The sequence below is a fragment of the Mycobacterium sp. 23 genome, assembly GCF_048287075.1.
Classification (GTDB): domain Bacteria; phylum Actinomycetota; class Actinomycetes; order Mycobacteriales; family Mycobacteriaceae; genus Mycobacterium; species Mycobacterium gordonae_B.
In genome coordinates this window covers 6534578-6557644 of the sequence record NZ_JBLVUX010000005.1, presented here as the reverse complement: position 1 = coordinate 6557644, position 23067 = coordinate 6534578, and the positions used below count along the sequence as shown (strand labels likewise).

24 protein-coding genes are annotated in these 23067 nt (G+C 67.1%); 10 read left to right on the top strand and 14 right to left on the bottom strand.

Annotation, left to right across the window (positions count from 1 at the left end; genetic code table 11):
• Window positions 1-6: 6 nt before the first annotated feature.
• Complete coding sequence (gene hypB, locus ACNQS7_RS30995) at window positions 7-807, top strand: hydrogenase nickel incorporation protein HypB (RefSeq protein ID WP_418015564.1); 801 nt, start codon at window positions 7-9, stop codon at window positions 805-807.
• 412 nt (window positions 808-1219) lie between these two features.
• Window positions 1220-3505: a SpoIIE family protein phosphatase gene (locus ACNQS7_RS30990; RefSeq protein WP_418015563.1), complete on the top strand. Its 2286-nt coding sequence runs from the start codon at window positions 1220-1222 to the stop codon at window positions 3503-3505.
• A gap of 39 nt (window positions 3506-3544) precedes the next feature.
• Here the strand turns inward: ACNQS7_RS30990 and ACNQS7_RS30985 are convergent, their stop codons facing one another.
• The 10 genes from ACNQS7_RS30985 to ACNQS7_RS30940 all read right to left on the bottom strand — a co-directional run bounded on the left by ACNQS7_RS30985 (window position 3545) and on the right by ACNQS7_RS30940 (window position 13293).
• The gene (locus tag ACNQS7_RS30985; protein ID WP_418015562.1) at window positions 3545-3994 is read right to left on the bottom strand and encodes an anti-sigma factor antagonist; all 450 of its coding nucleotides are present in this window, start codon (window positions 3992-3994) and stop codon (window positions 3545-3547) included.
• Window positions 3995-4100: 106 nt separating this feature from the next.
• Window positions 4101-4577 (bottom strand): ATP-binding protein, encoded by a 477-nt coding sequence (locus ACNQS7_RS30980; protein WP_418015561.1) that lies wholly within the window; start codon window positions 4575-4577, stop codon window positions 4101-4103.
• 106 nt (window positions 4578-4683) lie between these two features.
• Window positions 4684-5310 carry a class I SAM-dependent methyltransferase gene (locus ACNQS7_RS30975; protein ID WP_418015560.1) on the bottom strand — a complete coding sequence of 209 codons (627 nt, stop codon included), beginning with the start codon at window positions 5308-5310 and terminating at the stop codon, window positions 4684-4686.
• A complete protein-coding gene (locus tag ACNQS7_RS30970; protein WP_418015559.1) occupies window positions 5307-6239 on the bottom strand; it encodes an SAM-dependent methyltransferase in 933 nt (310 codons plus the stop codon). Before ACNQS7_RS30970 ends, ACNQS7_RS30975 begins: the two co-directional genes overlap by 4 nt.
• Before the next feature lie 454 nt (window positions 6240-6693).
• Window positions 6694-7557: a hypothetical protein gene (locus ACNQS7_RS30965; protein ID WP_418016217.1), complete on the bottom strand. Its 864-nt coding sequence runs from the start codon at window positions 7555-7557 to the stop codon at window positions 6694-6696.
• Between the two features lie 88 nt (window positions 7558-7645).
• Window positions 7646-8257, bottom strand: coding sequence for an RES family NAD+ phosphorylase (locus tag ACNQS7_RS30960; protein ID WP_418015558.1), 612 nt, complete (start codon window positions 8255-8257; stop codon window positions 7646-7648).
• Window positions 8250-8762, bottom strand: a complete 513-nt coding sequence (locus ACNQS7_RS30955; RefSeq protein ID WP_418015557.1) for a hypothetical protein — start codon at window positions 8760-8762, stop codon at window positions 8250-8252. The genes ACNQS7_RS30960 and ACNQS7_RS30955 overlap by 8 nt, the downstream gene beginning before the upstream one ends.
• A gap of 58 nt (window positions 8763-8820) precedes the next feature.
• Window positions 8821-11691 carry a DUF4349 domain-containing protein gene (locus ACNQS7_RS30950; RefSeq protein ID WP_418015556.1) on the bottom strand — a complete coding sequence of 957 codons (2871 nt, stop codon included), beginning with the start codon at window positions 11689-11691 and terminating at the stop codon, window positions 8821-8823.
• Entirely contained in the window at window positions 11688-12287 is a 600-nt protein-coding gene (locus ACNQS7_RS30945; protein ID WP_418015555.1) for a MerR family transcriptional regulator, read from the bottom strand. Before ACNQS7_RS30945 ends, ACNQS7_RS30950 begins: the two co-directional genes overlap by 4 nt.
• Before the next feature lie 55 nt (window positions 12288-12342).
• Window positions 12343-13293: a helix-turn-helix transcriptional regulator gene (locus ACNQS7_RS30940; protein WP_418015554.1), complete on the bottom strand. Its 951-nt coding sequence runs from the start codon at window positions 13291-13293 to the stop codon at window positions 12343-12345.
• 175 nt (window positions 13294-13468) lie between these two features.
• Between ACNQS7_RS30940 and ACNQS7_RS30935 the strand changes: the two genes are divergently transcribed.
• The 3 genes from ACNQS7_RS30935 (at window position 13469) to ACNQS7_RS30925 (ending at window position 15237) form a co-directional block, all read left to right on the top strand.
• Window positions 13469-14176: a GAF and ANTAR domain-containing protein gene (locus tag ACNQS7_RS30935; RefSeq protein ID WP_418016216.1), complete on the top strand. Its 708-nt coding sequence runs from the start codon at window positions 13469-13471 to the stop codon at window positions 14174-14176.
• A 52-nt stretch (window positions 14177-14228) separates the two neighbouring features.
• The gene (locus tag ACNQS7_RS30930; RefSeq protein WP_418015553.1) at window positions 14229-14933 is read left to right on the top strand and encodes a sensor domain-containing protein; all 705 of its coding nucleotides are present in this window, start codon (window positions 14229-14231) and stop codon (window positions 14931-14933) included.
• A gap of 109 nt (window positions 14934-15042) precedes the next feature.
• The gene (locus ACNQS7_RS30925) at window positions 15043-15237 is read left to right on the top strand and encodes a ferredoxin (protein WP_418015552.1); all 195 of its coding nucleotides are present in this window, start codon (window positions 15043-15045) and stop codon (window positions 15235-15237) included.
• Here the strand turns inward: ACNQS7_RS30925 and ACNQS7_RS30920 are convergent.
• Window positions 15230-15904, bottom strand: coding sequence for a response regulator (locus tag ACNQS7_RS30920; protein WP_418015551.1), 675 nt, complete (start codon window positions 15902-15904; stop codon window positions 15230-15232). The genes ACNQS7_RS30925 and ACNQS7_RS30920 overlap by 8 nt on opposite strands.
• 36 nt (window positions 15905-15940) lie before the next feature.
• On the opposite strand from ACNQS7_RS30920, the gene ACNQS7_RS30915 reads away from it, so the two are divergent.
• The 4 genes from ACNQS7_RS30915 to ACNQS7_RS30900 all read left to right on the top strand — a co-directional run bounded on the left by ACNQS7_RS30915 (window position 15941) and on the right by ACNQS7_RS30900 (window position 20194).
• On the top strand, window positions 15941-17227 hold the full coding sequence (locus ACNQS7_RS30915) for a sensor histidine kinase (protein ID WP_418015550.1): 1287 nt from the start codon (window positions 15941-15943) through the stop codon (window positions 17225-17227).
• A gap of 101 nt (window positions 17228-17328) precedes the next feature.
• A complete protein-coding gene (locus ACNQS7_RS30910) occupies window positions 17329-18600 on the top strand; it encodes a cytochrome P450 (RefSeq protein WP_418015549.1) in 1272 nt (423 codons plus the stop codon).
• A complete protein-coding gene (locus ACNQS7_RS30905) occupies window positions 18597-19703 on the top strand; it encodes an NDMA-dependent alcohol dehydrogenase (protein ID WP_418015548.1) in 1107 nt (368 codons plus the stop codon). The genes ACNQS7_RS30910 and ACNQS7_RS30905 overlap by 4 nt, the downstream gene beginning before the upstream one ends.
• Before the next feature lie 185 nt (window positions 19704-19888).
• Complete coding sequence (locus tag ACNQS7_RS30900) at window positions 19889-20194, top strand: hypothetical protein (protein WP_065046864.1); 306 nt, start codon at window positions 19889-19891, stop codon at window positions 20192-20194.
• Between the two features lie 33 nt (window positions 20195-20227).
• On the opposite strand, the gene ACNQS7_RS30895 is transcribed toward ACNQS7_RS30900, so the two are convergent.
• Window positions 20228-21520 (bottom strand): DEAD/DEAH box helicase, encoded by a 1293-nt coding sequence (locus ACNQS7_RS30895; protein WP_418015547.1) that lies wholly within the window; start codon window positions 21518-21520, stop codon window positions 20228-20230.
• The gene (locus ACNQS7_RS30890; protein WP_269323258.1) at window positions 21517-21642 is read right to left on the bottom strand and encodes a hypothetical protein; all 126 of its coding nucleotides are present in this window, start codon (window positions 21640-21642) and stop codon (window positions 21517-21519) included. Before ACNQS7_RS30890 ends, ACNQS7_RS30895 begins: the two co-directional genes overlap by 4 nt.
• A gap of 233 nt (window positions 21643-21875) precedes the next feature.
• On the opposite strand from ACNQS7_RS30890, the gene ACNQS7_RS30885 reads away from it, so the two are divergent.
• Window positions 21876-22265: a DUF732 domain-containing protein gene (locus tag ACNQS7_RS30885; protein ID WP_418015546.1), complete on the top strand. Its 390-nt coding sequence runs from the start codon at window positions 21876-21878 to the stop codon at window positions 22263-22265.
• A gap of 91 nt (window positions 22266-22356) precedes the next feature.
• On the opposite strand, the gene ACNQS7_RS30880 is transcribed toward ACNQS7_RS30885, so the two are convergent.
• A complete protein-coding gene (locus ACNQS7_RS30880; RefSeq protein ID WP_418015545.1) occupies window positions 22357-23067 on the bottom strand; it encodes a GAP family protein in 711 nt (236 codons plus the stop codon).

The window sequence follows — 23067 nt, the reverse complement described above, 5'->3', positions numbered from 1 at the left end:
AGGCAAATGGGTAGATTCCACCGGCACGACGACGGCACGGTGCACAGCCACGAGCACGACGGGCACGACCACGATCACGATCACGATCACCATCACGATCACGGGGACCACAGTGGCTATTCGACCGGCTCGCAGCGGATCGAGGTGCTGGAGTCGATCTTCGCCGAGAACGACACCCGCGCCGACATCAACCGCAAGGCCTTCGAAAGCAACGGCATCCGCGCGCTGAACCTGATGAGCTCACCGGGCTCCGGCAAGACCACGGTGTTGGCCGCCACCCTAGACGAACTGGCCGGCGACCTGGCTGTGGGCGTGATCGAGGGCGATATCGCCACCGACCTCGACGCCGCCAAACTCGGCGGCCGCGGCGCCCAGGTGTCGCTGCTGAACACCAACAACGGGTTCGGCGGTGAGTGTCACCTCGACGCCCCGATGGTCAACCGCGCCTTGCAGGGACTCGACCTGCCGCAATTGAACCTGGTGATCATCGAGAACGTCGGCAATCTGGTCTGCCCGGCCGAGTTCGACGTCGGCGAACACGCCAAGGCGATGGTCTACTCGGTCACCGAAGGCGAGGACAAGCCGCTGAAGTACCCGGTGATGTTCCGGTCGGTCGACGTGGTGCTGCTCAACAAGATCGACCTGGTCCCGTACCTGGACGTGGACGTGGACGTCTACATCGACCACGTTCGGCAGGTGAATTCGACCGCCACGATTCTGCCGGTCAGCGCACGCACCGGTGAGGGCATGACGGCATGGTTTGACTGGCTGCGGCAGTTCGCCGGTTTGGGTGTGCGCCGGCGGTGACCGGTGCGGGCAGTCCTGTGAGATTGCCGACGGTCCGCCGGACCTCCGGAAAGCGTCTGAATCCACCACGGATTCGCCGGCAGACGGCGAAAGACATTGATCCGCAGAGTATTTGTCCGACTATTGCGGCGCAGCGGGTTCCGAGGTGGCGCGCCGAATCGCCGCCTGAAAAGGCCGCAACGCCGATGGGCTGCGTGGCACGAACGCGCGCATATGCGTAGATTGTCTATAGGTTGAGTTCCCAGCCTGTAGTCGATATTGCGCGGATTGAATTTCTCGGATGCGGGCATCCGCCCCAATTTTTTTCCGCCGACAAAAAGCGATGCCCCTTCGCGGGGCCGCGGGAGTATTTTGTGCTTGTGCGTCGGCCTCCTGCCGAGCAGGCGGTAACCAGAACCGATTCGGCAGCGCCGTGACCGGCGGCCAGAGGCATTTCGCGCTCTCGGCGCCGGACGGTCAGGCTGTACCCGACCTGCTCCCGGCCGGTACGCCCATCGACCTGGACAACTGCGCCCGCGAACCCATCCACATCCCCGGCAGCATTCAACCCCGGGGGGTGCTCGCGGTGGTGCGCGAACCCGATTTCGAGGTACGCCAGGTCAGCGCCAACGTCGAAGAATTGCTCGGTCGCCCGGTAGACGATGTGGTGGGCCGGCACCTGTCGGTCCTGATGGGAGCCGAGCAGGCCGGAAGGGTCGAGCAGGCGGCGTCGACCTTCGGCGATCTGAGCCAGCGCAACCCACTGGAATGCGACATCGACGTCGCCGGGCAGTCACGGGCGTTCGACGCCATCTTGCACCGGGGACCCGGCGGCGTGCTGCTGGTCGAGATCGAGGTCGCTTACGGCGAGCGGCCGTTCTCCTTCCCCAACACCTATCAGGCGGTCCGCAGCTCGGTCGAGGAGCTCAACCGGGCCGAGACGCTGGCCGACCTGTACGCGATCACCGCGCGCGCCGTCCGCGACCTCACCGGTTTCGACCGGGTGATGGTGTACCGCTACGACGAGGATTACAACGGCGAGGTGGTCGCCGAATGCAAGCGCGACGACCTCAATTCGTTTCTCGGTCTGCACTACCCGTCCACCGATATCCCGGCCCAGGCCCGCGCGTTGTACGAGAAGAACTGGCTGCGGCTGATCGACGATGTCGACTACACACCCGCACCACTGGTGCCGGCGATGGACCCGGATTCCGGTGCGCCCCTGGACCTCACCCACGCGAGCCTGCGCAGCGTCTCCCCGATTCACATCGAGTACCTGCAGAACATGGACGTGCATGCGTCGATGTCGATCTCGTTGCTACGCCACGGCCGGTTGTGGGGGCTCATCGCCTGCCACCACTACGCCGGTCCGCATCTGCCACCGTTCGGCACCCGCGCGGCCGCGGAGTTCCTCGGGTCGACCCTGTCGCTCCGGCTGGTCGACCGGTTCGAGGGCGACCAACTGCACAAGCGACTGTCCGCCCAAGCGGTGCTGGCCAAGCTGACCGCAGCCGCCCTGGATGACGGGGAACCGCTCTCCGCGGCGCTGCTCGGCGCGCCCGACCTGCTGGACCTGGTGCCTGCCGACGGTGTGGTCGTCGACATCCAGGGCGACTACCGGACCCACGGCTCGGTTCCCCCGCCGCAGATCGTGTCCGCCGTCGCGGCCTGGGCACGCGGTGCCGGAGATGAGATCGCCAGCACCGACTGCCTGTCCCACGAGTTGCCCGAACTCAACCTCGATCAGCAGTTGGCCGCCGGCGCGCTCGCGCTGAATCTGCCGGACGGGCAGTGCGCCATCTGGTTCCGCCGGGAGGTACTGCGCTCGGTGGATTGGGGCGGCGACCCGCACAACAAGACGATCATCCAAGGCGAGGGTGACGAGGTCCGGTTGAGCCCGCGCAAGTCATTCGACCGCTGGCGCGAGGTGGTCCGCGAGCGCAGCGACCCCTGGACCCTGAGCGAGACGGAGTCCGCCGAGTCTCTGCGGCGCCACCTGGTGGAGTCGCTGTACCGCCGCACCCGGGGCGCCCTGCGGGTGGCCGAGCGGGTACAGCGCAGCCTGCTGCCCGAGTCCATCCCGGCGCTGCCGGACTGGCACCTGTCGGCCCACTACGAACCCGCGGCGGGCGACAACGTCGGCGGCGACTGGTACGACGCCTTCAAACTGCGTGACGGCCGGTTGGTCGTCCTGATCGGCGACGTGGCCGGACACGGCATCACCGCCGCCGGCACCATGGCGCAGCTGCGCAACGCCCTGCGGGCCCAGTTGTTCGCCGGTGCCACGCCTGCCGACGCGCTGGGCCAGCTGAACGACTTCTGCCTGCACATGATGCCCAGCGCGTTCGCCACCGTCGTGGCCGCCCGGGTCGACCTCGACTCGGGACGGGTCGAGGCCGCCTGCGCGGGCCACTTGAAGCCCTACCTGACGAACTCCTCACCGAGCGCGGTTCAAGCACCGATTCGGCTGTCGCCGCCCATCGGCATCAAAGGCGTGCGCTACGAACCGAGTGCGTTCACCGTCGAGCCCGGACACGGGCTGGTTTTGTACTCCGACGGTCTGGTGGAGCGCCGCGGTGAGTCGATAGACGACGGTCTGGATCGGTTGGCCCGCACGCTCGGCCGCGGCGACACCGCGCCGGCCTCGTGGATCTGGACCGAGATGGCCTCGGGCAACATTGACGACGACGTGACCGTCGTCGCGCTGCGCCGGCCCTGAAACCCGCGGCGCAGCCCGGCGAAGCGGGTGTGGGCCCGTTCAGCTGGCCTGAACGCGCCCCCGTTCGACCAGCTGCAAGCACTGCGGCGCGGTCTCGTGCACGGGCAGCACGTCGCTGAGTCCGCACACCGCGATGGTGCGCGCAACCGACGGCTGCAAACTGACCAGGCACATCTCGATGCCACGCTCCCGGCACCGGTTGGCCTCCTCGGCCAGCGCCAGCAGCGAGGAGCACGAGATGAAGTCCACGCTGTTGACGTCGACCATAAACAGCTGCGGAGCGCTCGCGAACGCCGAAGCCTCCGTCAGCAGCAACCGCCAGGTGTCGTCATTCATCGCGTCGATCTCGCCGCCGACGTAGACGATGACAGCGGCTTCAAAGCCCTGGACAGCCGCCCGCAGGGTACTCGTTTCGGTGCCCAGTTCAGAGACCAGCTTTGCGCTCAACCGTAAGGGAGCGGCAAACACTTCAGTGGCGGCAAGACTCATGACGCGCTCCTCGGTATCAGAACCCACTGCGTGGACGGAGGCTGGCGGCCCCTTGTCTGGAACCTGTCGAGGATTAGCCGTATTCGGCGCGCTTGAAACCCCGGCTTCAACTTGCCTGGCTGAGGACGAAACTCTTGGGCGGACATCCGTAGAACCGGAGACATACGGTGGTGCCGTCGCCACCCCCGTCTATGGCGCAGTCATCGGCGAGTGCGCGCATCAGCAGGATGCCGCGGCCACGCATGCTGGAGACCTCGAAATCCGGTTCCAGCCAGCGTCCGTGGTCGACGACATGCACCTGCAGCTCGGTGGTGGCCGGGTAGTAGGCGATTTGCAGCGTCATGGTGCCGACGTCGCCGACGACGCGATAGGCGTGGTCGGCGCAGTTGGACATCGCTTCGTCGGTGGCCAGCACGATGTCGGCTATCCGCTCCTCGCCGAGTTCCACGTGCCGCCCCAGCCATTCGCCGAAGGAGCGGCGGAATGTCGCCACGGTACGCGCATCTGCGGTGCCGGTGTGCGCATGCCAAATCTCGTCGGCCTCTCCGATGCCGACGGGATCATTTGACGTGGAACCGCTCACGGCTAGTCGGCTACCCGAATGCCTCCGCGGATACACCTGATGTGATCGGTCCCCCATAGATTTTGGGGACTCGTCGTGCTTTTGTGACCGCCGCGTGACGCCGAACCTAGCTCTTGGTGCCCACCGTGATCAGGTCCGAGATGATCTGAGTCCAGATCGGACGACGGATGCGGTGCTGGTCACTGACGGTGAAACCGGCGTCCTCGAACAGGGTTCGCATCTCCCCGGGCGGCGGGTTGTGCTGCGGTTTCCAGCGGCTGGGAACCTGCACCAGGTGCTGGCGCGCGCTGAGGGTCGCCACGGCCGCCAGACCACCCGGCGCGAGCACGCGATGAAACTCGCGCAGGGCCGCCGGTTGGTCGAAGAAGTGGAACGCCGAGGTCGTCACGACCGCGTCCAAGGCGCCGTCGTCGAACGGAAGCTGTTCGGCGGGGCTTCGCAACCAGTGCACCCGATCGGATTTCGCGCGAGCCTGGGCCAGCATGCCGTCGGACATGTCCACGCCGTAGATCTCGTCGGGATTCAGTTCCCGCTCGATCCGGGAACTGAGAACACCCGTCCCACAAGCGATGTCGGCGATCCTGCGGGACTGGTGGGCACGCAGCTGGGCGATCACCTCGTCATGCGGGGGCCGATAGACCCACTGCTGCAGAAACGGCAGGTCGTAGGCCGGGGACAAAAGGCTCCACATCCCCGTGACCGCGCTGTTCAGCGTGCGGCGCGGGGCGCTCACTTATGCAGAACCGACGCGTAGTAGACGGTGTCGGCCATCGACACCGAGTCGTGAACCTGCGGGACGGCCTCGAGCCCGTTGTCGGCCAGCAGCTGACTCATCGGGGTGCCGGTCGAACGCCAGCCCAGCTCATCGAGGTAGGTGGCGACATCCTTGCGTTCTCCCTCGAATCCGAGTTCGTCCCAGTCGAGTTCGAACCCGTGCTCGCGCCACTTGGCCGTGGACCGGCGCATCATCTCGCGCGCTTGTTCCATATCCCGCTCCGGCTGTGGCGGAAGGGCTTCAACCGCCAACCGGCTGCCCTCGGCGCTGAGCGCGGTGATGTTGTCCATGAGCAGATCCTGCGCCTCGGGCGGCAGGTACCCGAGCAACCCCTCGGCAATCCACGCGGTGGGCCGGTCAGGGTCCAGGCCGGCGTCCCGCAACGCCGCAGGCCAGTCCTGCCGCAGGTCGATGGCGACGGTGCGCAGGTCCGCCTTGGGCGCCGCGCCCAGTTCTGCCAGCGTGGACGTCTTGAAGGCGATCACCTCGGGCTGGTCGATCTCGAAGACGGTCATGTCGTCCGGCCAGGTCAGTCGGTAGGCGCGGGCATCCAGGCCGGAGGCGAGGATGACGGCCTGCCGGATGCCCGACTGGATCGCATCCTGGAAGAACGAGTCGAAGAAGCGGGTCCGCGCGGCCATCGCGGCGGGCATGTGCGCCAGCTTCCAGCTCGACTCCTCGTCGTCGACATCGGAAGCGGCGAGGTCACCGGTGACCCATCTAGTAAAGAAGTCCACCCCGACGGCCCGAACCAGCGGTTCGGCGAACTGGTCGTTGATGACCGGGTTGTCCGCATTCGTCGCGATCGCGCGGGCGGCGGCCACCATTGTCGCCGTCGCTCCCACGCTGGTAGCTAGGTCCCAGGTGTCGTTCTCCGTACGTGGCACGCGCGTCTCCCATGTCCGACTCAAAGATACTTAGCTAGTTTAACACTTAGCTAGGTTAATGACCCGGGCCGGGACGCAGGTGTGAAGCAGCTCACTCGCCCTCTAGCGACCGGGGCCGCCGGGGCCGCCCGGGCCCCCAGGACCGCCGGGCCCGCCCGGGCCCCCAGGACCGCCGGGCCCACCGGGGCCCCCGGGTCCGTTCGCGGCAGGCGCTACGAACACGCACTCGTTCAACTGGACGCTCCACGCCCAGCCGGGGGCGCAGTCGTCCGCCCGACTCACTGCCGGCACCACGAATGCCGGTAACACGCTGGACGCCAGAATGACCGCGCCGATTGCGCAATGCCGGAGGAATCTGACCATTGCACGCCTCCCCTGTGTCATCGTCCGGCGATCCCCGGACGCCAGATCGATTGTGCTACCAGAGGGCGTGCGCAGGTAGTGGTTCGCCGGACTAACCGAACCGCAGCCCGCGCTTGCGCGCCCAGAGCAACGCCGCGGCGGTTCCGATGACCCAGACCCCCAGAGCCATGGCCAGATGCACGAAACTCTTGGTGTCACGGCCGAACACCGGCCCGATGGCCGCGGGAATCTGGGTCCACATGACCCGGTGCTCGATCCCGCCCATCGGATCGGCGACGTAATACAGGGCGTAGGGCAGGGTGATCGCCACCAGCCAGCCGGCGGTGCGACGCAGGTTTCGCCGCTGTCGCCACCGCCGCAGCAGCGGCTCAGCGCCCACCGGATGCAGCACCGAAATGACATTGCCGACACCGAGCCAGGACACCAGGGGCACCGCGACGTTGGGGATGGTCATGGCCATCTGCGGTACCCCTTCCTTCCACATGGTCAGCGCCGCGGCCACCGCCAGGGTGGGCAGCCCGACGATCACGACCAGCGCCAGGTTCTTGATCACCAGCACCCGCCACAGCGGCACACCGGCCGACAGGCCCTCGGTGACCCGATAGTGATCGCCGCCAAGCAGATTGGTGGTGGTCACGTCGGCGAGGACGAATGACGAGAAGTAGGTACTGACCAGGACCACCCAGTCGAGCTGATTGTGATGGAAGTGGCGGGTGATGTGGTTGCTATGCACGACCGACAAAGGCTGGACCAACAACCACGCCACTGCGAGCACCAGGTTGGTCATGACGCCCGACAACCAGGTGCGCGGCGGATGGAAGGCCCAGCGGATCTCGGCGCCCACCGCCGGCAGTAGTGGCTTCTCAAAGTCGCCGGCGGCCCGCCGGGCCGCGGTGGGACGGGGGGCCGACGCACGAGCCAGCGCGCGCAACGCGGTGCGCACCCGTTGCTGCATGGGCGCCTCGGGCGTCTCTGTCTCGGACATCTACTCCTACCAAAACGGCTGTGCGTGCACGGTACCCGGCTTTGGCGTTGCTCCCGGGTCAGATCTCCCAATTGACGGTGAAGTCATGCCGCAGCACCAGGTCGACGAGGACGTCGGTGCGGCTCGCGAGTTCCCACGAGTCGGCGGTGAATGCGTCGTGGGCGAAGAACGCGTAATTGATCGAGGTTTCCGGTGTGGTGCGCGACCGGTACACGATGGCGTCGAGGTCCGGCCACCAACGCCTGGCGGCGTCGGCGAGGTGGTGGCACTGCCGCCACACCCGCGCGCGCTGGCCGGTGCTGATCTGGTCGTCGACGTCGAGAGCATCGAGGTTGCGCTGGGTCCGCAGGTCGAAGATCCGCAGCGGCCTGGTCGAGACCAGTCGAATCAGGTACTGCGATGCGTGGTCGGCGGGGATGGTGCGGCCGGTATCCCGGTAGCGCTCGCGAAAGGCGCCCTCGGAGGCCGTTGCGGCATACCTGGTACGGAATGCGCCTGACACCGGGTCGAACCGGAAGCGCGGCTGCGGAAATCCGTTCCAGGTCCAGTCCGCCGGCGCGGCGGCTTCGACTCGCCACAACGCGACACCGGCGGGCACCGTTCGGCTTGCCAGGCCCGCCGGGCGCCGCAACGGCAGCGAACGCCGGTAGCCGCCGGGGAGACTAGGCACCGACGGCGTTGAGCAGCTGCCAGGCGGTGTTGGCGGTCTTCTTGCGGCGCAGCGCCTCGGAGATGGACGCGCCCGCCAGTTCCTCGCGCTTGATCCGCATGATGCGATCGGCGACCACCGGGTCGGAGGTGAACCGCGCCAGCAGGACCAGGATCTGCTGAAGGTCGGAACGCAACCGGCCACCGTCGAACTGCCAGGCCGGGAACCACGTGTTATTGCCGACCGTGACACCGAGAACCTTGCCGCGCCGGCGCAGTTCGTGGACCGCCTGGGGTGTCTCGTAGCCCAGCCGCGACTGAACCTCCCGCGTCGGCAGGGCGCCGGCCCGGAAATCGCTCAGCACGCCGTCGCGCCGCTCGCTGTTGAGCTTGCGGGCGGCGACGCGTTCCAGCTCCTCCATGGGCACCGTCGGCACGTCCAGCAGCGCGTCGAGGAGCTTGGCGAAATCCGGGTCACGCCGGACGCGTTCCTCAACCTGGCTGACGAGCGCATTGACGGGAGACATGCCGACATTTTATCCCGCGCCGCAGCAATTGAAACAATTGAAACAGACTGGCAGCGGGTCAGCTTTCCTCCGCCACCTGGCCCGCGGCCGCCCGCCGCGGGGACAGCCGCCGCATCACCAGCACCAGCCCCAACACCGGCAGAGCCAACAGCAGCAGCCACGGCAGTAGGAAACCCACTGCCAGCACGCCGGTGCCGGCGGCGGACAGCACCGAGTGCCATCCGCGTGCCAGCTCCCCGAAGAATCCTGGGTGGGCCACCTTCGATTGTGTGGAGATGTTGACAGTGATTGTGGCGTAGTCAATTTCGTCATGCAATGTGCTGCGCTGCGCCTTGAGCGAATCCAATTCGGCCTGTCGCTGGGTCAGCGACGATTCCGCGGCGAGCAGGTCGGCGACGTCGCCGGCTTTGCTCATCAGTTCCAGCAGGCGCTTGACCGACGTCTGCAGGGCGTCGATGCGGGCGTCGAGGTCGACGCGTTGGGTGGTGACGTCGGTGTGGCTGATCGACATCGACTCGACCGTGCCCAGTTTCTTCGTGTCTGTTAGCACGCCGTCCAGCTTGTCCGCGGGGACCCGGACCACCAGGTCGACCACCGGCGACGATTGTCCCGACCGCTCCGACCGCGAATCCACCCGTCCGCCCGCGTCATTCACCTCGGTGACGAGTCGGTCGGCCACGGCGCCCGGATCGCCGACGACCAGATGCAGCGATCCGTTGGTGACGATGTCACGTTTGAAGTTGTTGTCCGGCGGGGGGGCCAGCGGCGCCGGATTGACGGTGGTCTGGTCGGCGATGCCGCCGCCCATAGTTGCTGGAACCTGGCCGCTCGGCCGGGACCGGCTCTGCTCCGGTGACTCCGTCACCTTGCTGCCCACCACGCCATCGCGGATCGCCATCGACGGACCACCCCGTCCCAGCGACCACAGCCAGCCTCCACCCAGCACCAGGACGCCCACGGCCGCTACCACAATCACATTGCGCAGCTTGACCATTCGCACCTGTGCGGTCTTGACGTGGGCCTGGGTACCGACGGGAGCCGGGTCGGCCGGGCCCGGATCCCAGCCGGCCGGCACCTCGACGGGCTGCATGACCCGGTGTGGCAATCCGCCCGTGGCGACGACCGGCCCGTCGACCGAGGCGTAAGCGGTGAACCGGCACAGCACACCGAAGCGCAACGACGTGTCGACGATGCGCTTCGCCAGCGCCGCCGCCGAACTGGTTCCCGACGCCGCGGCATAACGGTCCTCGAGGTCGCGCAGGTGCGCCCGCGCCCATGCGGCGGTCACCACCGGCGCCTCGCGACACCGGCCGGTGACGGCGACCGACCAGTGGCCGTCGGCACCGTCGCTGCCGCGCAGGACGATCGAACCCTCGGCGGCTCCCCGGTATCGCCCTCTCACCACCGTCGGAACCCCGGGCAGCGCGTCCGGCAGCCGGGCCGGAGTCATCGTGTCCTCGATGGTCTCCAGCCCTTCGGCGCGCAACGCCAACGAATATGCGAGCGGGGCGACGACGCGGCGGTGAATCGCCTCCATCGCCTCGTCGAGCCGATCTTCGCTCTCCACCAACTCACAACGCCCCCCGCCGACGCCGGCCAGGCGGGTCAGGAATCCGGCGTTGACCGCCTGGTCGATTCCGATGGCCAGCACCCGGGCCCGGCGCAAGTCCGCGGCGAGCCCGCGCAACAACTGGTCCTCGTTGCCCACCTGACCGTCGGTGACCAGGATCAGGATCGCGTCCCGGCCGCCGCTCTCCCCCAGCAGGGCCAGGCCGGCGTGCAGCGGCGCGAAAAGCTCACTGTCGCCGTCAGACTCGATACTGGCGAGATGTTCCACCGCTCTGAACCGGTTGCGGTCGGTGGCCTCGACCAGCTGTTCGGGCAGGCCGGCGGGGCGCTGCATGCGGTCGTTGAAGGTGAGTACCGCGAACCGGTCGGCATCGGTGAGCGTGTCGATGATGCGGGCCGCCGCCCGGCGTGCGGCCCGCATCTTCCAGCCGCCCATGCTCGCCGAGTGGTCCAGCAGCAACACCAGATCGCGCGGGCGCGGCGGCTGGAAGGTCGACTCCGGCGCCAGCACCGTGAGCTGGTAGGTCCCCTCGTCGCCGTCCGCGTCGGGGACCAGCAGCAGCGTGTCGGTGAAATCGTCCGGCGCATAACGCAGGCGCAGCACCACATCCCGGTCGGCCCGCTGACCCGGCAGCACCCGGATGCGTCCGTCACCCGCAGGTTCGGTAGGCAGGTTGGACCGGACACCGGACAATGTCAGTCCGGCGGGATCGATGCCGACGTCGATGGTCAGCGCAATCGGATGCGGAAAGCCCGGCAGCAGCACCGGCGGGGTGATGCGCGAGGCATCGGGGACAGCGTCGGTGTCGTCGGCATAACCGTCTCCGACGGCGACGTCGTCCAGGGGTTCACCCGGAATATGCCGCGGCGCAACGACAAGCGGTAAGCGGAACGTCGCCTCACCGTCCGCGTAGGCCAACGGGTTCACCAGTGTGATTGCCACGCTGACCTTTTCGCCCGGCAGAAGGTTGCCGACGCGCATGGTGAAGACGTCGGGCCGCTCCTCTTCGGCGATCGATGCCCGGCGGCCGGAGGTGACCGCGCGGTCGTAAGCCCGCCGTGCGGCTTCGCGTTCGGCCAGGGTGGCGACCACGACACGGCCGTTGGCGGTCATCCGCATCCCGGTCACCGCGGCCCGGTCCGGCAACGGGAACACATAGCTGGCTTCCAGAGGGACGTCGAAGGTGTTGACGAAGTCCTGGGTCACCTCGACCCGACTGGTGAGCCCCATGATGTCGGCCCGGATACCGATGCGATCGAGCGGCAGGCTGCCGCGCTCGGTGCGCAACGCGCCAAGACCGGATTCACCGGGATCGCGCTGCGTCTGCGCGTCGGTCTTTGACGTGATACGGGCGGTCATAGCGGACTCCGATCATCCAGGGACAGCAGGCCGCGGTCGGCCAGTAACTCGAGCAACGGCGCGGCGGCCGAACGAATCGCGTGGACGTCGCCGTCGTCGGGGCGCGCCGGCAGCAGCAGCATCGCCCCGCCCGGCAGGCTCACCGCGGCAAGCGCCGTGACAGTGTCAGCGCCGTCGGTCGTGGGCTCTTCGGGAGGCGGCTCGGCCCAGAACCGGCTGCTACGGCCAGGGGCCGCCGCCGGCACGGCCAGGCCCTGCTCGGCCGTGATCAGTTCCTCGGGCACGTCGGCGAGCCGCCGCAGCGCCTCGTCGGTGGCCCCGGCCAATTTCCCCTGAATCTCGGCCAGCGAAAGGCCTTGAGCCTGGAGGCGTTTGACGGCGACGATCTGCAGCAGGTGCCGGCTGCGGTAAGCCGCATTGCGCCCCTGCATGATCGGCCGGTCGACCAGTCCGGTCGTCGTGTACCACCGCACGGCCCGCCGGTCAGGTAGCTCGCGGACCCGTCCATTCGGCGATCCCGGATATGCCGCACTGGACAGGGCGGCGGAGACCCGCCCCACCAACTCGTCCAAAGTCCAGGCCGCCTGTTCCGGCATGAACTCGATACTGACACTGTTATGGTGACACTGTCAACGTGCACCCCGCGCCGACTCAGTCGAGCAGTGTGACGTGCGGACTCCGGCCGTAGTGCTGCCGGTAGTACGCAGCAAAGCGCCCCATATGCGCGAAACCCCACTTGCGGGCGATGTCACCCACCGACGTGGTGTCACGGGTGCCGGCCACCAATTCGAGGTGGGCGTGGTGCAGACGCACCTGCCGCAGGTATTCGGTGGGTGTGCAGTCGCGGTGCTTGCGGAACATGTACTGCAATGCCCGGGGCGTCACGAAGATCGCGCTCGCGATGTCGGCCAGCGAGATGTCGTTGTGTGCGTTGTCGTCGATAAAAGCCATTGCGCGGCGCAGCAATTGCGGGGTGCTGTCGCGCCGGTCCCCTAGCCTGGTATCGAGCACCGCGGTACTCGGGAAGGCAGCCAGCATGCTTGCCGCGAGATAACGCTGAATGCTGCTGCTGATCAACGGATCTCGGACAACACCCAGATCGTCGGACACACTCTGGCAGACATAGTCCACGGCGCGCACCAAGTGCCGCTTGGCTTCCGGCGACACCGGCGACATCCCGGTCAGCCGCACAGGTGTGTCCTTCGGGCCGGCCGCGACCTCGCTGAGCGCCCGGCGGTCGATGGACAGCACGTCGCAGTGCGTACGGCCGGCCCAGCCGGTGAACGGCCCGTTTTCCAAGCTGTCGTACGCGGCGACGTCGTCGGGCCCAAAGATCAACTGCCCGTTCTTCATCCACTCATAGACGAAGGTTCCGGAGCGCATGCGGGCCACGTAGATCCGGTCGGGCGGATTCGAGCGGAACCCCAGTTCACAACCCAGCTGGACCTCGTCGACGTCGAGGGAACCCAGAGAGGTCCGGCGAATGCACGTGCGTCCGACCTCGCTGCTGGGATGGCGAAAAAGTTGCACTTGTTCATACGCCGCACAAATGCCATTCACAGCTTCGGTGAGATCGGTGGTATCAAGAAGAACGGTCGACATCGGACGTTCCATTTCAGTCGGCAAATAACCACACGGCATCGTGGTTGAGCCGATCGTGTCTCCCAGTGTCCACTACGCGAAGCCAAAAGTCACGCGCACATTCGCTTAGCGGCCCCACCAGCAACGTCTCCGGCGATATCTTCGGGTGAACGACATCTATCCAGGGGGATGAGAGCTGACTGAGCACGCTCGCGGCACGGACGTCCATCACCGCATTGCCGATCTTGCCCGAAGTCTGCACGGCAGCCCGTCGGATGCCGCGGACACCGTCGCTCAACGCATAGTCGAGTACGCCGTCTACGCGGTTGCCGGTGCAGAGTATGCGGGAATAACGCTGGCAACACCCTCTGGTGAGATCGAGACGCCCGCGACAACCCACGCCTATCCCGTCCTGCTCGACGACATCCAGCAGCGCTACAAAGAAGGCCCCTGTTTCATCGCAGCCTGGCACCAGCACACCGTCCGGATCGACGATCTCACGAAAGACAAACGCTGGCCGAACTACCGGCGTGACGCACTGGACGCCACCACCGTCCAGTCGATCCTGTCGTTTCGGCTGTTCGCCTCCGAACACACGATGGGTGCTCTGAACCTGTACTCGGACAAGCCCTATGCCTTCGACGAGGCTGCCGAAGAGATCGGCTACGTCCTGGCCACCCACGCCGCGCTGGCCTGGGACACGGTGCGTCGCGAAGACCATTTCCTCAGCGCGCTGGCCAGCCGCGACATCATCGGCCAGGCCAAGGGCATCCTCATGGCCCGGTTCAACATCGATGCGGTTCAGGCTTTCGAACTGCTCAAACGCCTCTCACAAGAACGAAACACCAAGCTGATCGAGGTGGCACACCAGGTGACGAGCCTGAGCAACTTCAGCGACTTGTGACGATCAAGAGCCGGCTTCCCGCGCGGACGGCCGACGGTTCAGGGATGCTGGGATGGTGCGTGACGCCGGCTCGTGTGCTGCGGTGGTGTGGCTGGTGGTTGCCTGCTGTGTGGCACTCGCCGGTTGCACCAGCGTTGTCGACGGCAGTCCGAGGGCGGCGGCGAGGGGGCCGTCGTCGGGCGGGCCTATCCAGCCGTCCCAACTCGAAGATCTGCTGACGCCGTCAGGTTCGTTCTCAGTGGTGCCGAGCAGCCCACTCACCGAGGACGACATGCAGTCGGCGCTGTTCATCGGCGCCGATCCGGCCGAGTGCCACGGTGTCGTCGCCTTCGGGCGCTATCCCCTGTTTCCCACCAACTACACCGGCCGAGAAGCCCGCACCCAGCAGGACCATCGGACCGACCAGCACCAACTGCTGGAGGTGTCCGCCACCTATCCCGCCAGCTTCGACGCCGCCGCCTTCCTCGACTCGATTCGCAAGACGGTGTCCGGGTGCCAGCGTCCGGTCACCGCCTGGGGTGACGACGGCAGGAAGATGACGGTGAACCCGGCGCCGTTGACTCAGAGTCCGCCCGAGGCCGTCCAATGGTCGACGAATCTGTCCGGCCAGCAATGGATTTGCGAATTCGCGGTACTCGCCAAAGCCAATGTGGTCTCCGAGATCGTGACCTGTTCGCCGGACCGCTCGGTGGATATCGGGACGTTGGTGACCAAGCGGCTCAAGAAGATCAACGAGCTGCTGAACTCACGGTCGTAGGTTTCGGGTGATCTGGCCCGCACAGGCCATTTGTGGCGCGGACGGACCGTCCACCGCATCGGCGGCGGCACGGATACTCGGTGGCAGTCAGTGAGATCCGGAGGTGTTCATGCACGTCACTGTCGACTACGAGGTGTGCGAGGGCCACGGCCAGTGCCTGCTGGCCGCACCGGAGGTGTTCGATCTGCCCGATGGCGCCGATCAGGTGGTGGTGCTCAACCCGGATCCGCCGGAAGCCCAGCGCGCGTTGGTGATTCAAGCGGCCGCCATGTGTCCCGCGCAGGCGATTCGAATCCTCAACTGAGCCGGCCGGTTTCGGTGGTCTCGTCCAGGACCCCGAACCGTCCGGCCAGCGCGGCCGCGGCGATGCGGTTGCTGACACCGAGTTTGTGCAGCAGCGCGGCGACCATGCGTTTGGCGGTGCGCTCCGAGACCAGCAAGCGCTGGGCGATATCGCCGGTTTCCATACCGGTCGCCAGCAGCGTCCAGAGCCGAAGGTCCTGGGCGCTCAGACTGTTCAGCAGCGCCGGCGGCGGCTTGCGGGTGTTGCTCAGCAGCGCATCGAGCAACACGCCGTCGATCACCCGCAATCCCTCGGCGATCGTCCACAGCGGCCCGGCCAGCGCCTCCGGACGCGCGGTCTTGGGCAGGAACCCGTCGGCGCCGGCGCGCAACGCCTCCTCGGCCAGGCCGAGATCGTCCGTCCCGGACAACGCCAGAATCCGGGTGCCGGGTTGGCGGTCCTTGATGTGCCGGATCGCGGCCACCCCGCCCAGCGGCGGCATGGACAGGTCGATGATCGCTACGTCGGCCTGGCACCGGGCCACCAGGTCTGCGGCCTCCTCGACGTACGTCGTCTGGCCGCCGACGGTGAACAGTTCACCCCACTCGCGGGTCAGCAACAGGGCCAGGCCCTGCGCGAACAGCTCGTGGTCGTCGACGATGACCACCACATACGGCGAGCGGGTCATTGCCGTGATGCTAGACCAAACCCTATGGTCAGCCGGGTGAGACCGCTCGATCGACTCAGAACGGACTTCGGGGGCCAGGACTACGGTCTGGCCCGCACCGTGGTGGCGGTACGGGTGGCGGTGGTGATCTCGATCGGTGCCTTGTTGGCAATCGGACCGTACTGGGTCCGGGAGCACACCGCGGCCACGGTGGTGGTGCTCGGCGCCGCCATGGCCTACGCGGCCGCGCTGATGGCCTATCCGCAGCTGGAGGTCCGCCGCACCCGGTACGCGTGGCTGGTCACCGCCTTCGACTCGGCGTTCACCCTCGCGCTCATCGCGTTGAGCGGTGGCGTGTACAGCCCGGTGGTGTCGGTGCTGGCGCTGGCCGTCATCGCCTCCGCGGCCCGCCTGTCGCTGATCGAAACCCTGGTTGCCGCAGTGCTTTTGGGGGCAGCCTATGTCCCGGTGGCGTTGACCGCATCCCCGCGACAGCCGGTGACCGCGGCACCGGCGCTGTTGGCCGGCTGGTCGGCGCTCTATCTGTTGTTCGTCGCGATCATCACCGCCGGGTTGTCCGCGCTGGCCGAACGGGAACACCGCTCGCGGCTGACCGCGCTGGTCGAAGCCGAAGCCGAACATGCCGCCGCTGAAGAGGAACGCGACCTGCGGGCCCGCCTGCTGCGCTCCTACCAATCTCAGCAGGACGGACTGCAGGTGCTGGTGCACGAATTCCGCACGCCCGTGGCGTCATTGGAGGCGCTGACCGAAGCGCTCACCTCCCCGCGGCCGATGTCCGAGGGTGACCGGCAGGCCAGTCTGCACCTGGTGGCGCGGCACGTGCGCCACCTCGGCGACATGCTCGACGCCCTGTCCGACGTCGCGCTGAGCCGCCGCCCCACGTTCTCGACCGGCCGGGTACGGCGCGTCGACATCGCCGACCTGATCTTCGCCGCCGCCGACTCCGTCGGCCTGGGGCCGCCGCGCCTCCAGGTCAACGCCGACGTCGGCGCCGTCTCGGTAGACGCACAGGCGCTGCGGCGGGTACTGACCAATCTGCTCGAGAACGCCGCCCGGCACGGCCGCGACGAACCGGTCGATGTCAGGTGCACGCACGAAGGCGACGAGTTAATCATCACCGTCGCCGACCGCGGTCCGGGCATCCCGGCCGACAGCCTGGGCGAGCTGACCACCAAGTACGTCAGCCGGGGCGGCCGGCGCGGCACCGCGGGCCTCGGCCTGTGGATCGTCCAGCAGATCGTCGAGGCGATGGGCGGCCGCGTCGACTTCGCCGCACGCGCCGGCGGCGGACTCGTCGCCACCCTCCGCGCGCCGGCCGGCTGAGTCGTTGGCCCACGCAGGCCACTAGTTGGCACGCGCGCCGGTGCCGCCGCCGCCCCCCGCTGACCACCATTGGGTCCATCGGGCGAGAAAGGGACCCTCGGATGACCGCACCCACCACCAACCCCACTCACAAGGACATCGACCTGAGCGCGCGTGCGTTCTGGGCAAAACCGCCCGAAGAGCGCGACGCCGCCTTCGCCGTATTGCGTGCCGAGAACCCGGTGCCCTGGAGCCGGCCGGCTGAATCGGACCTGCTGCCTCCCGAACTCAACAATCGGGGCTTCTGGTCGCTGACCAAGCAGGACGACATCCGGATGGCCAGCCGCCACCCCGAGATCTTCTCGTCGGCCCAGGGCATCACGATGGAGGACTTCGCCCCCGAAGCGGTCGAAATCGCGCAGTCGTTCATCGCGATGGACGCCCCGCGGCACACCCAGTTGCGCGGCATCACAACCGAGGCGTTCAAGCCCAAGAACGTGCGCCGACTGGAGGGCTGGATCCGCGGCCACGCCCACGATCTGGTGAGCGAAATGGCTCACCTGGGCGAAGGTGATTTCGTCCAGCTGGTGTCGGTGAAGCTGCCCGGCCGGATCTTCGGCAGTTTCTTCGGCCTGCCCGAGGGCGATCTGCGCGACAAGGCCGTCACCGCCGCCCAGCGACTGGTGGGGTGGACCGACCCCAACATCCGCGGCGAGCAGAGCGAACTGGAACTGTTCATGGGCGCCGTGCTGGATTTGCATGCGGTGGCGTCGGAGTTGATCCCGCAGCGGCGGGCCAACCCCGGTGACGACCTGATGACCTGGATGGTGCAGGCCGAATTCGACGGCAAGAAGATGACCGATGACGAATTGCGGGCCTTCTTCGTCCTGATGGGCGTGGCGTCCAACGACACCACCCGACATGCCTCGGCGCACGCGATCGCCGCCCTGTCCAAGTTTCCCGACCAGCGCGCGCTACTGGCCGAGGACGTCGAGGGACGGGTCGGCACTGCGGTGGAGGAGGTGCTGCGCTGGGGATCACCGTTGCTCCACATGCGCCGCACCGCCACCCGCGATATCACCGTGCGCGACGCGGAGATCAAGGCCGGCGACAAGGTGGTGCTGTGGTACTACTCCGGCAATCGCGACGAAGACGTCTTCGACGATCCGCACACCTTCAATATCCAGCGAAACCCGAACCCGCACATTGCTTTCGGGGGCGGTGGTCCGCACTTCTGCCTCGGCGCCGCGTTGGCCCGCACCATGCTCAAGGCCCTGCTGACCGAGGTCTACACCCGCATCCCGGACATCTCGGCGCCGGAGCCCCAATACGCGCTGGCGAACTTCATCAACGGCATCAACAGCCTGCCCGCGACCTGGACGCCGGAACGATGAAGACCAAAGCTGCGGTGTTGTGGGGCCTGCACCAGAAGTGGGAGATCGAAGAGGTCGACCTCGACGGGCCCAGGCAGAACGAGGTTCTGGTCAAGCTGACGGCCAGCGGACTGTGTCACTCCGACGATCATCTGATCACCGGCGACATGCCCATGCAGTTGCCGGTGGTCGGTGGGCACGAGGGGGCCGGGGTGGTGGTCGAGGTCGGCCCGGGCGTCACCGAAGTGGCCGAAGGTGATTCGGTGGTGTTGAGCTTCATTCCGGCCTGCGGCCGGTGCGAACCGTGCGCCCGCGGGATGAGCAACCTGTGCGTGCTGGGGGCGGCGATCATCGCCGGGCCGCAGCTCGACGGAACCTTCCGGTTCCACGCCAGAGGTCAGGGGCTGGGCCAGATGTGCGTGCTGGGAACCTTTTCCGAATACACCGTGGTCCCGATGGCCTCGGTCATCAAGGTCGACCCCGGCACCGCACTGGACACCGCCGCGCTGGTCGGATGCGGAGTCACCACCGGTTACGGCAGCATGGTGCGCACCGGCGAGGCGGGTGACGGCGACACCGTGGTGGTCATGGGGGTCGGTGGCATCGGCATGAACGCCGTTCAGGGAGCACGCATAGCCGGCGCCCGCGTCATCGTCGCGCTCGACCCGGTCGAGTACAAACGCAACCGGTCACTCGAATTCGGCGCTACCCACACGGCGGCGACCGTCGACGAAGCGCTGGCGCTCGTCACCGACCTGACCCGCGGGCAGCTGGCCGACGTCTGCGTGGTCAGCACCGACTCGGCCGAAGGCGCCTACGTGGCACAGGCTCTGAGCCTGGTCGGCAAGCGCGGCCGCGTGGTGATGACCGCCATCCCCCACCCCACCGACACGAGTGTGGCCATGTCGCTGTTCGATCTGACTCTCTACGAAAAGCAGGTCCGCGGCTCCCTTTTCGGCTCGTCGAACCCACGCCGCGACATTCCCCGGATGCTCGACCTGTACCGGGCCGGGCGGCTGAAGCTCGACGAACTGGTGACCCGCGAGTACACGCTCGAGGAGATCAACGAGGGCTACGCCGATATGCACGCCGGGGTGAATCTGCGGGGGCTGATCCGCTTCTGATCAACCGCGGTCCGTCCGCGCGCCCCTTGACCGTAATTAGTGTCATGTGCAATAGTTGCAGATGGGTCGATTATGGCAGGCGGTTTGGCGCCTGAGCAGCTACGATCCCGAAAGTTGGTGCCGCGGCGGCGACGCTGACTCGTCTGGAACCCCAGATTGGCCCGTCAACTATCAAGGAGTGGTAGATGTTCGAGGAAAAATCAGCACCTGCGCAGTCACGGCCCCGGCGCGCGCGCCGGCCGATCCGGTTGATCTGGGTTGCCGCGGTGATCGGTGGAGTAGCGGTCAGTTTCGGCGCAGCCGAGGCCCAGACCCTCAGCAACGCACCGGCCTCCATCACGGCGACGCCGGAGGACCCCTGCCTGCTGAACAACTCCTGCGGCCTGGAGAACCAGATCGCCGAGGATGAGCAGCAGGGCAGGGATTTTCAGGCCTATTGCGACGAACTCAAGCTGAAGAACATCACGATCCCGGAGTGCGAGCCCGCCTGATCGCAGCCTGACTGATCGCAGCCCGCCGGCCGTCTAGCGAGCCGTACGCTGCAGTCCGCTCGGCCGGCGACGACGCCGTTGTCCGGCCGCACCCGACCCATGCCGCCTGGCGGGCTTAGCCGGTTGCGGCGCAGTCACTCTGGGAGCCGGCGCGCGGTACGGCGCAATCTCTCCCACCAACGCCTGCACTTCGGCGGAATCCGCGGTGACGTGCCGCGGCTCGACCCGGATACCGGCCTTACGCAACAAGGCCCGGGTGTCGTTGCGCTGCTCGGGCAACACCACTGTGACAACGTCGCCCGCATTTCCGGCCCGCGCGGTGCGCCCGGAACGATGCAGATAAGCCTTGTGCTCGGCGGGCGGGTCGATGTGCACCACCAATTCGACCTCGTCGACGTGCACGCCGCGGGCGGCGATGTCGGTGGCCACCAGGACTCTGGCCTCACCGGTGGTGAAAGCGGCCAGATTGCGGTCCCGCGCCGGCTGGGAAAGGTTGCCGTGCAAGTCAACTGATGGAATACCGGCATCGGTGAGCTGCTTGGCGAGCCGACGGGCGTGATGTTTGGTGCGCATGAACAAAATTCGACGCCCACTGCCCGAGGCCAGCCGGTGCACGAGTTCCTTCTTGGCCTCGGCGCCGGCGACGTGGAACACATGGTGGGTCATCGCCGACACCGGCGCGTTCAACTCGTCCACCGAGTGCAGCACCTGATCGCGCAGGAACCGGTTGACGAGTTTGTCGACACCATTGTCGAGGGTGGCCGAGAACAGCAGGCGCTGGCCACCGGCCGGAGTGGCGGCAAGGATGCGGGTGACGCCGGGCAGGAACCCGAGATCGGCCATGTGGTCGGCTTCGTCGATGACAGTGATCTCGATCGCGTCCAGGCTGACCAGGCGTTGTTTCATGAGGTCTTCCAGCCGCCCCGGGCAGGCCACCACGATGTCGACGCCGGCCTGCAGCGCGGCTACCTGTCGGTTCTGCGATACGCCGCCGAAGATGGTGGTGACGCGCAGATTGCGGGCGGCAACAAGCGGTTCGAGTGTCGCGGTGATCTGGGTGGCCAGTTCACGGGTGGGCGCCAACACCAGACCCGACGGCCGTGACGGGCGCCGCTTGGCCGGCGAGAGCCGGCTGACCAACGGAATCGAGAAGGCGAGCGTCTTTCCGCTGCCGGTTTTGCCGCGTCCGAGGACATCTCGGCCGGCGAGCGTGTCGGGCAGGGTCTGGACCTGGATCGGGAAGGGAGCGGTGATACCGGCGTCGGCGAGCACGCCGACCAAGGGTGCGCTCACGCCGAGGTCGGCAAAGGTCTTGTTATCAGTCACTTTTCGGTGCCTTTCAGGCATCGGGTGCGCCGGATCGTCGCGAGGAGTTCGCGCAGAGCTGGCACAAGCTGGCGAGATTGCCGGTGGGCAAAATCGATCGCCGCGAGACCGTAGTGCTTCATGCACGGATCATCTGGACGGACGCGCGGAGCCGCGAATTTCGGGCTGGCGCCGGTGGGATGAGGAACGTTCCACGACGTGTTGGCGGTAGTAATGGAAGGCCAACGTTGTAGACAGTCTATCTCAACGACGCGTGCGGCCCTAATGCAGCGCGAAGTCGCCCGCTCACAGCCCTGCGGTGCTACCTTCGCCTGGCAATCGGTGCAGATCGGCTGGAGGTGCGGTGTCAGGCAAAGTGAGCAGTGTCGTAGCGGGTCTGGCGTCGTTAGCGCTCGCGGTCACGCCGGTGGCATCCGCGGAGCCAGGACCGGGAAGCGGCGAGACCTTCTTCGTCGACTACATGACGCGCGTGTTCGCTCCCCCGACGTCGGAAGCCGCGGCACGGGCGATAATTCCGTTGGCCCAACAGGTCTGCGATGCCCGGGCGCAAGGTCAGACCGACCTGCAGGCCGCCAACATCGTGGTGGCCGGCAACGGCGTCGAAACCATAGGTCTGGGCACCGGTTCGGTAACCGGAGACGAGGGAACGGCGTTGAACATCGTCAATGCGGCGACACTGGCTTACTGCCCGCAGTACAACGCGACCATCGGTGAGCCGGTGGTGCCGAACATTCCGGTGGAGTGAGCCGGCGCCCGGCGACGCGATATGGCGCTGCCGCGCAGCATGATTGGTGGCACCCATGACCGTTCCTCACGCCGAGTTGCTCGAAGGCGTGTCAGGAGCTCGCAACGCCCGCGCCGATCAGGACCAGGCCGACGACCAGGAGCAGGGCGGCGACTTCCATGCGGCGCCGTGAGCCGACCCAGGTGTTCAACGCGGTCAGAGATCGGCGTGTGGTACCCGGAGCCAGCAGATACGCGAGCAGCGAGACCTCAACCAAGGCAAAGGCAACGACGTTGTAGAGCAGCAGCGCACCAACCTGGTCGGCGGCCGCCGCACCCGATGCCAGGATGACGGCCAGCGCGGCCAGGTAATCCACCGACGGGAGCGCGATCCCGAGACCGGCCAACGCGGCGACCCACAATTGCCGTCCGGTCAGCAGCTGTCGAACCCACATGTGCAGCCGGCGGACATAGGTTTCGCGCTCGGCTGGGTCGCCGCGCCCGACGAGGTCGCCGTCCACCGGGCGCCCGGGCCGGAAGCGCTCCATCACGACCCGCACAGCCAGTGCCGCGGCCACCACGACCGCCAGCCCGCCGATCAGGACCTGAACGGTGGGCAGGGTGAGGTGCGCGGAAGCCACCAGCCGTCGCCGGAAGACGAAAATGACGACCAGACCCACCGAGACGCCCATCGAGAAGCCGCCACACAGAAACGCACCCAACTGCAGCACCGGTCTGGGCCTGTTCAGCATCAACACCGTCATGCCGATCCGGAACGGTTCGAGGCTCACGGCCAGAGCCATCACCAAGATGGGAATCCACAT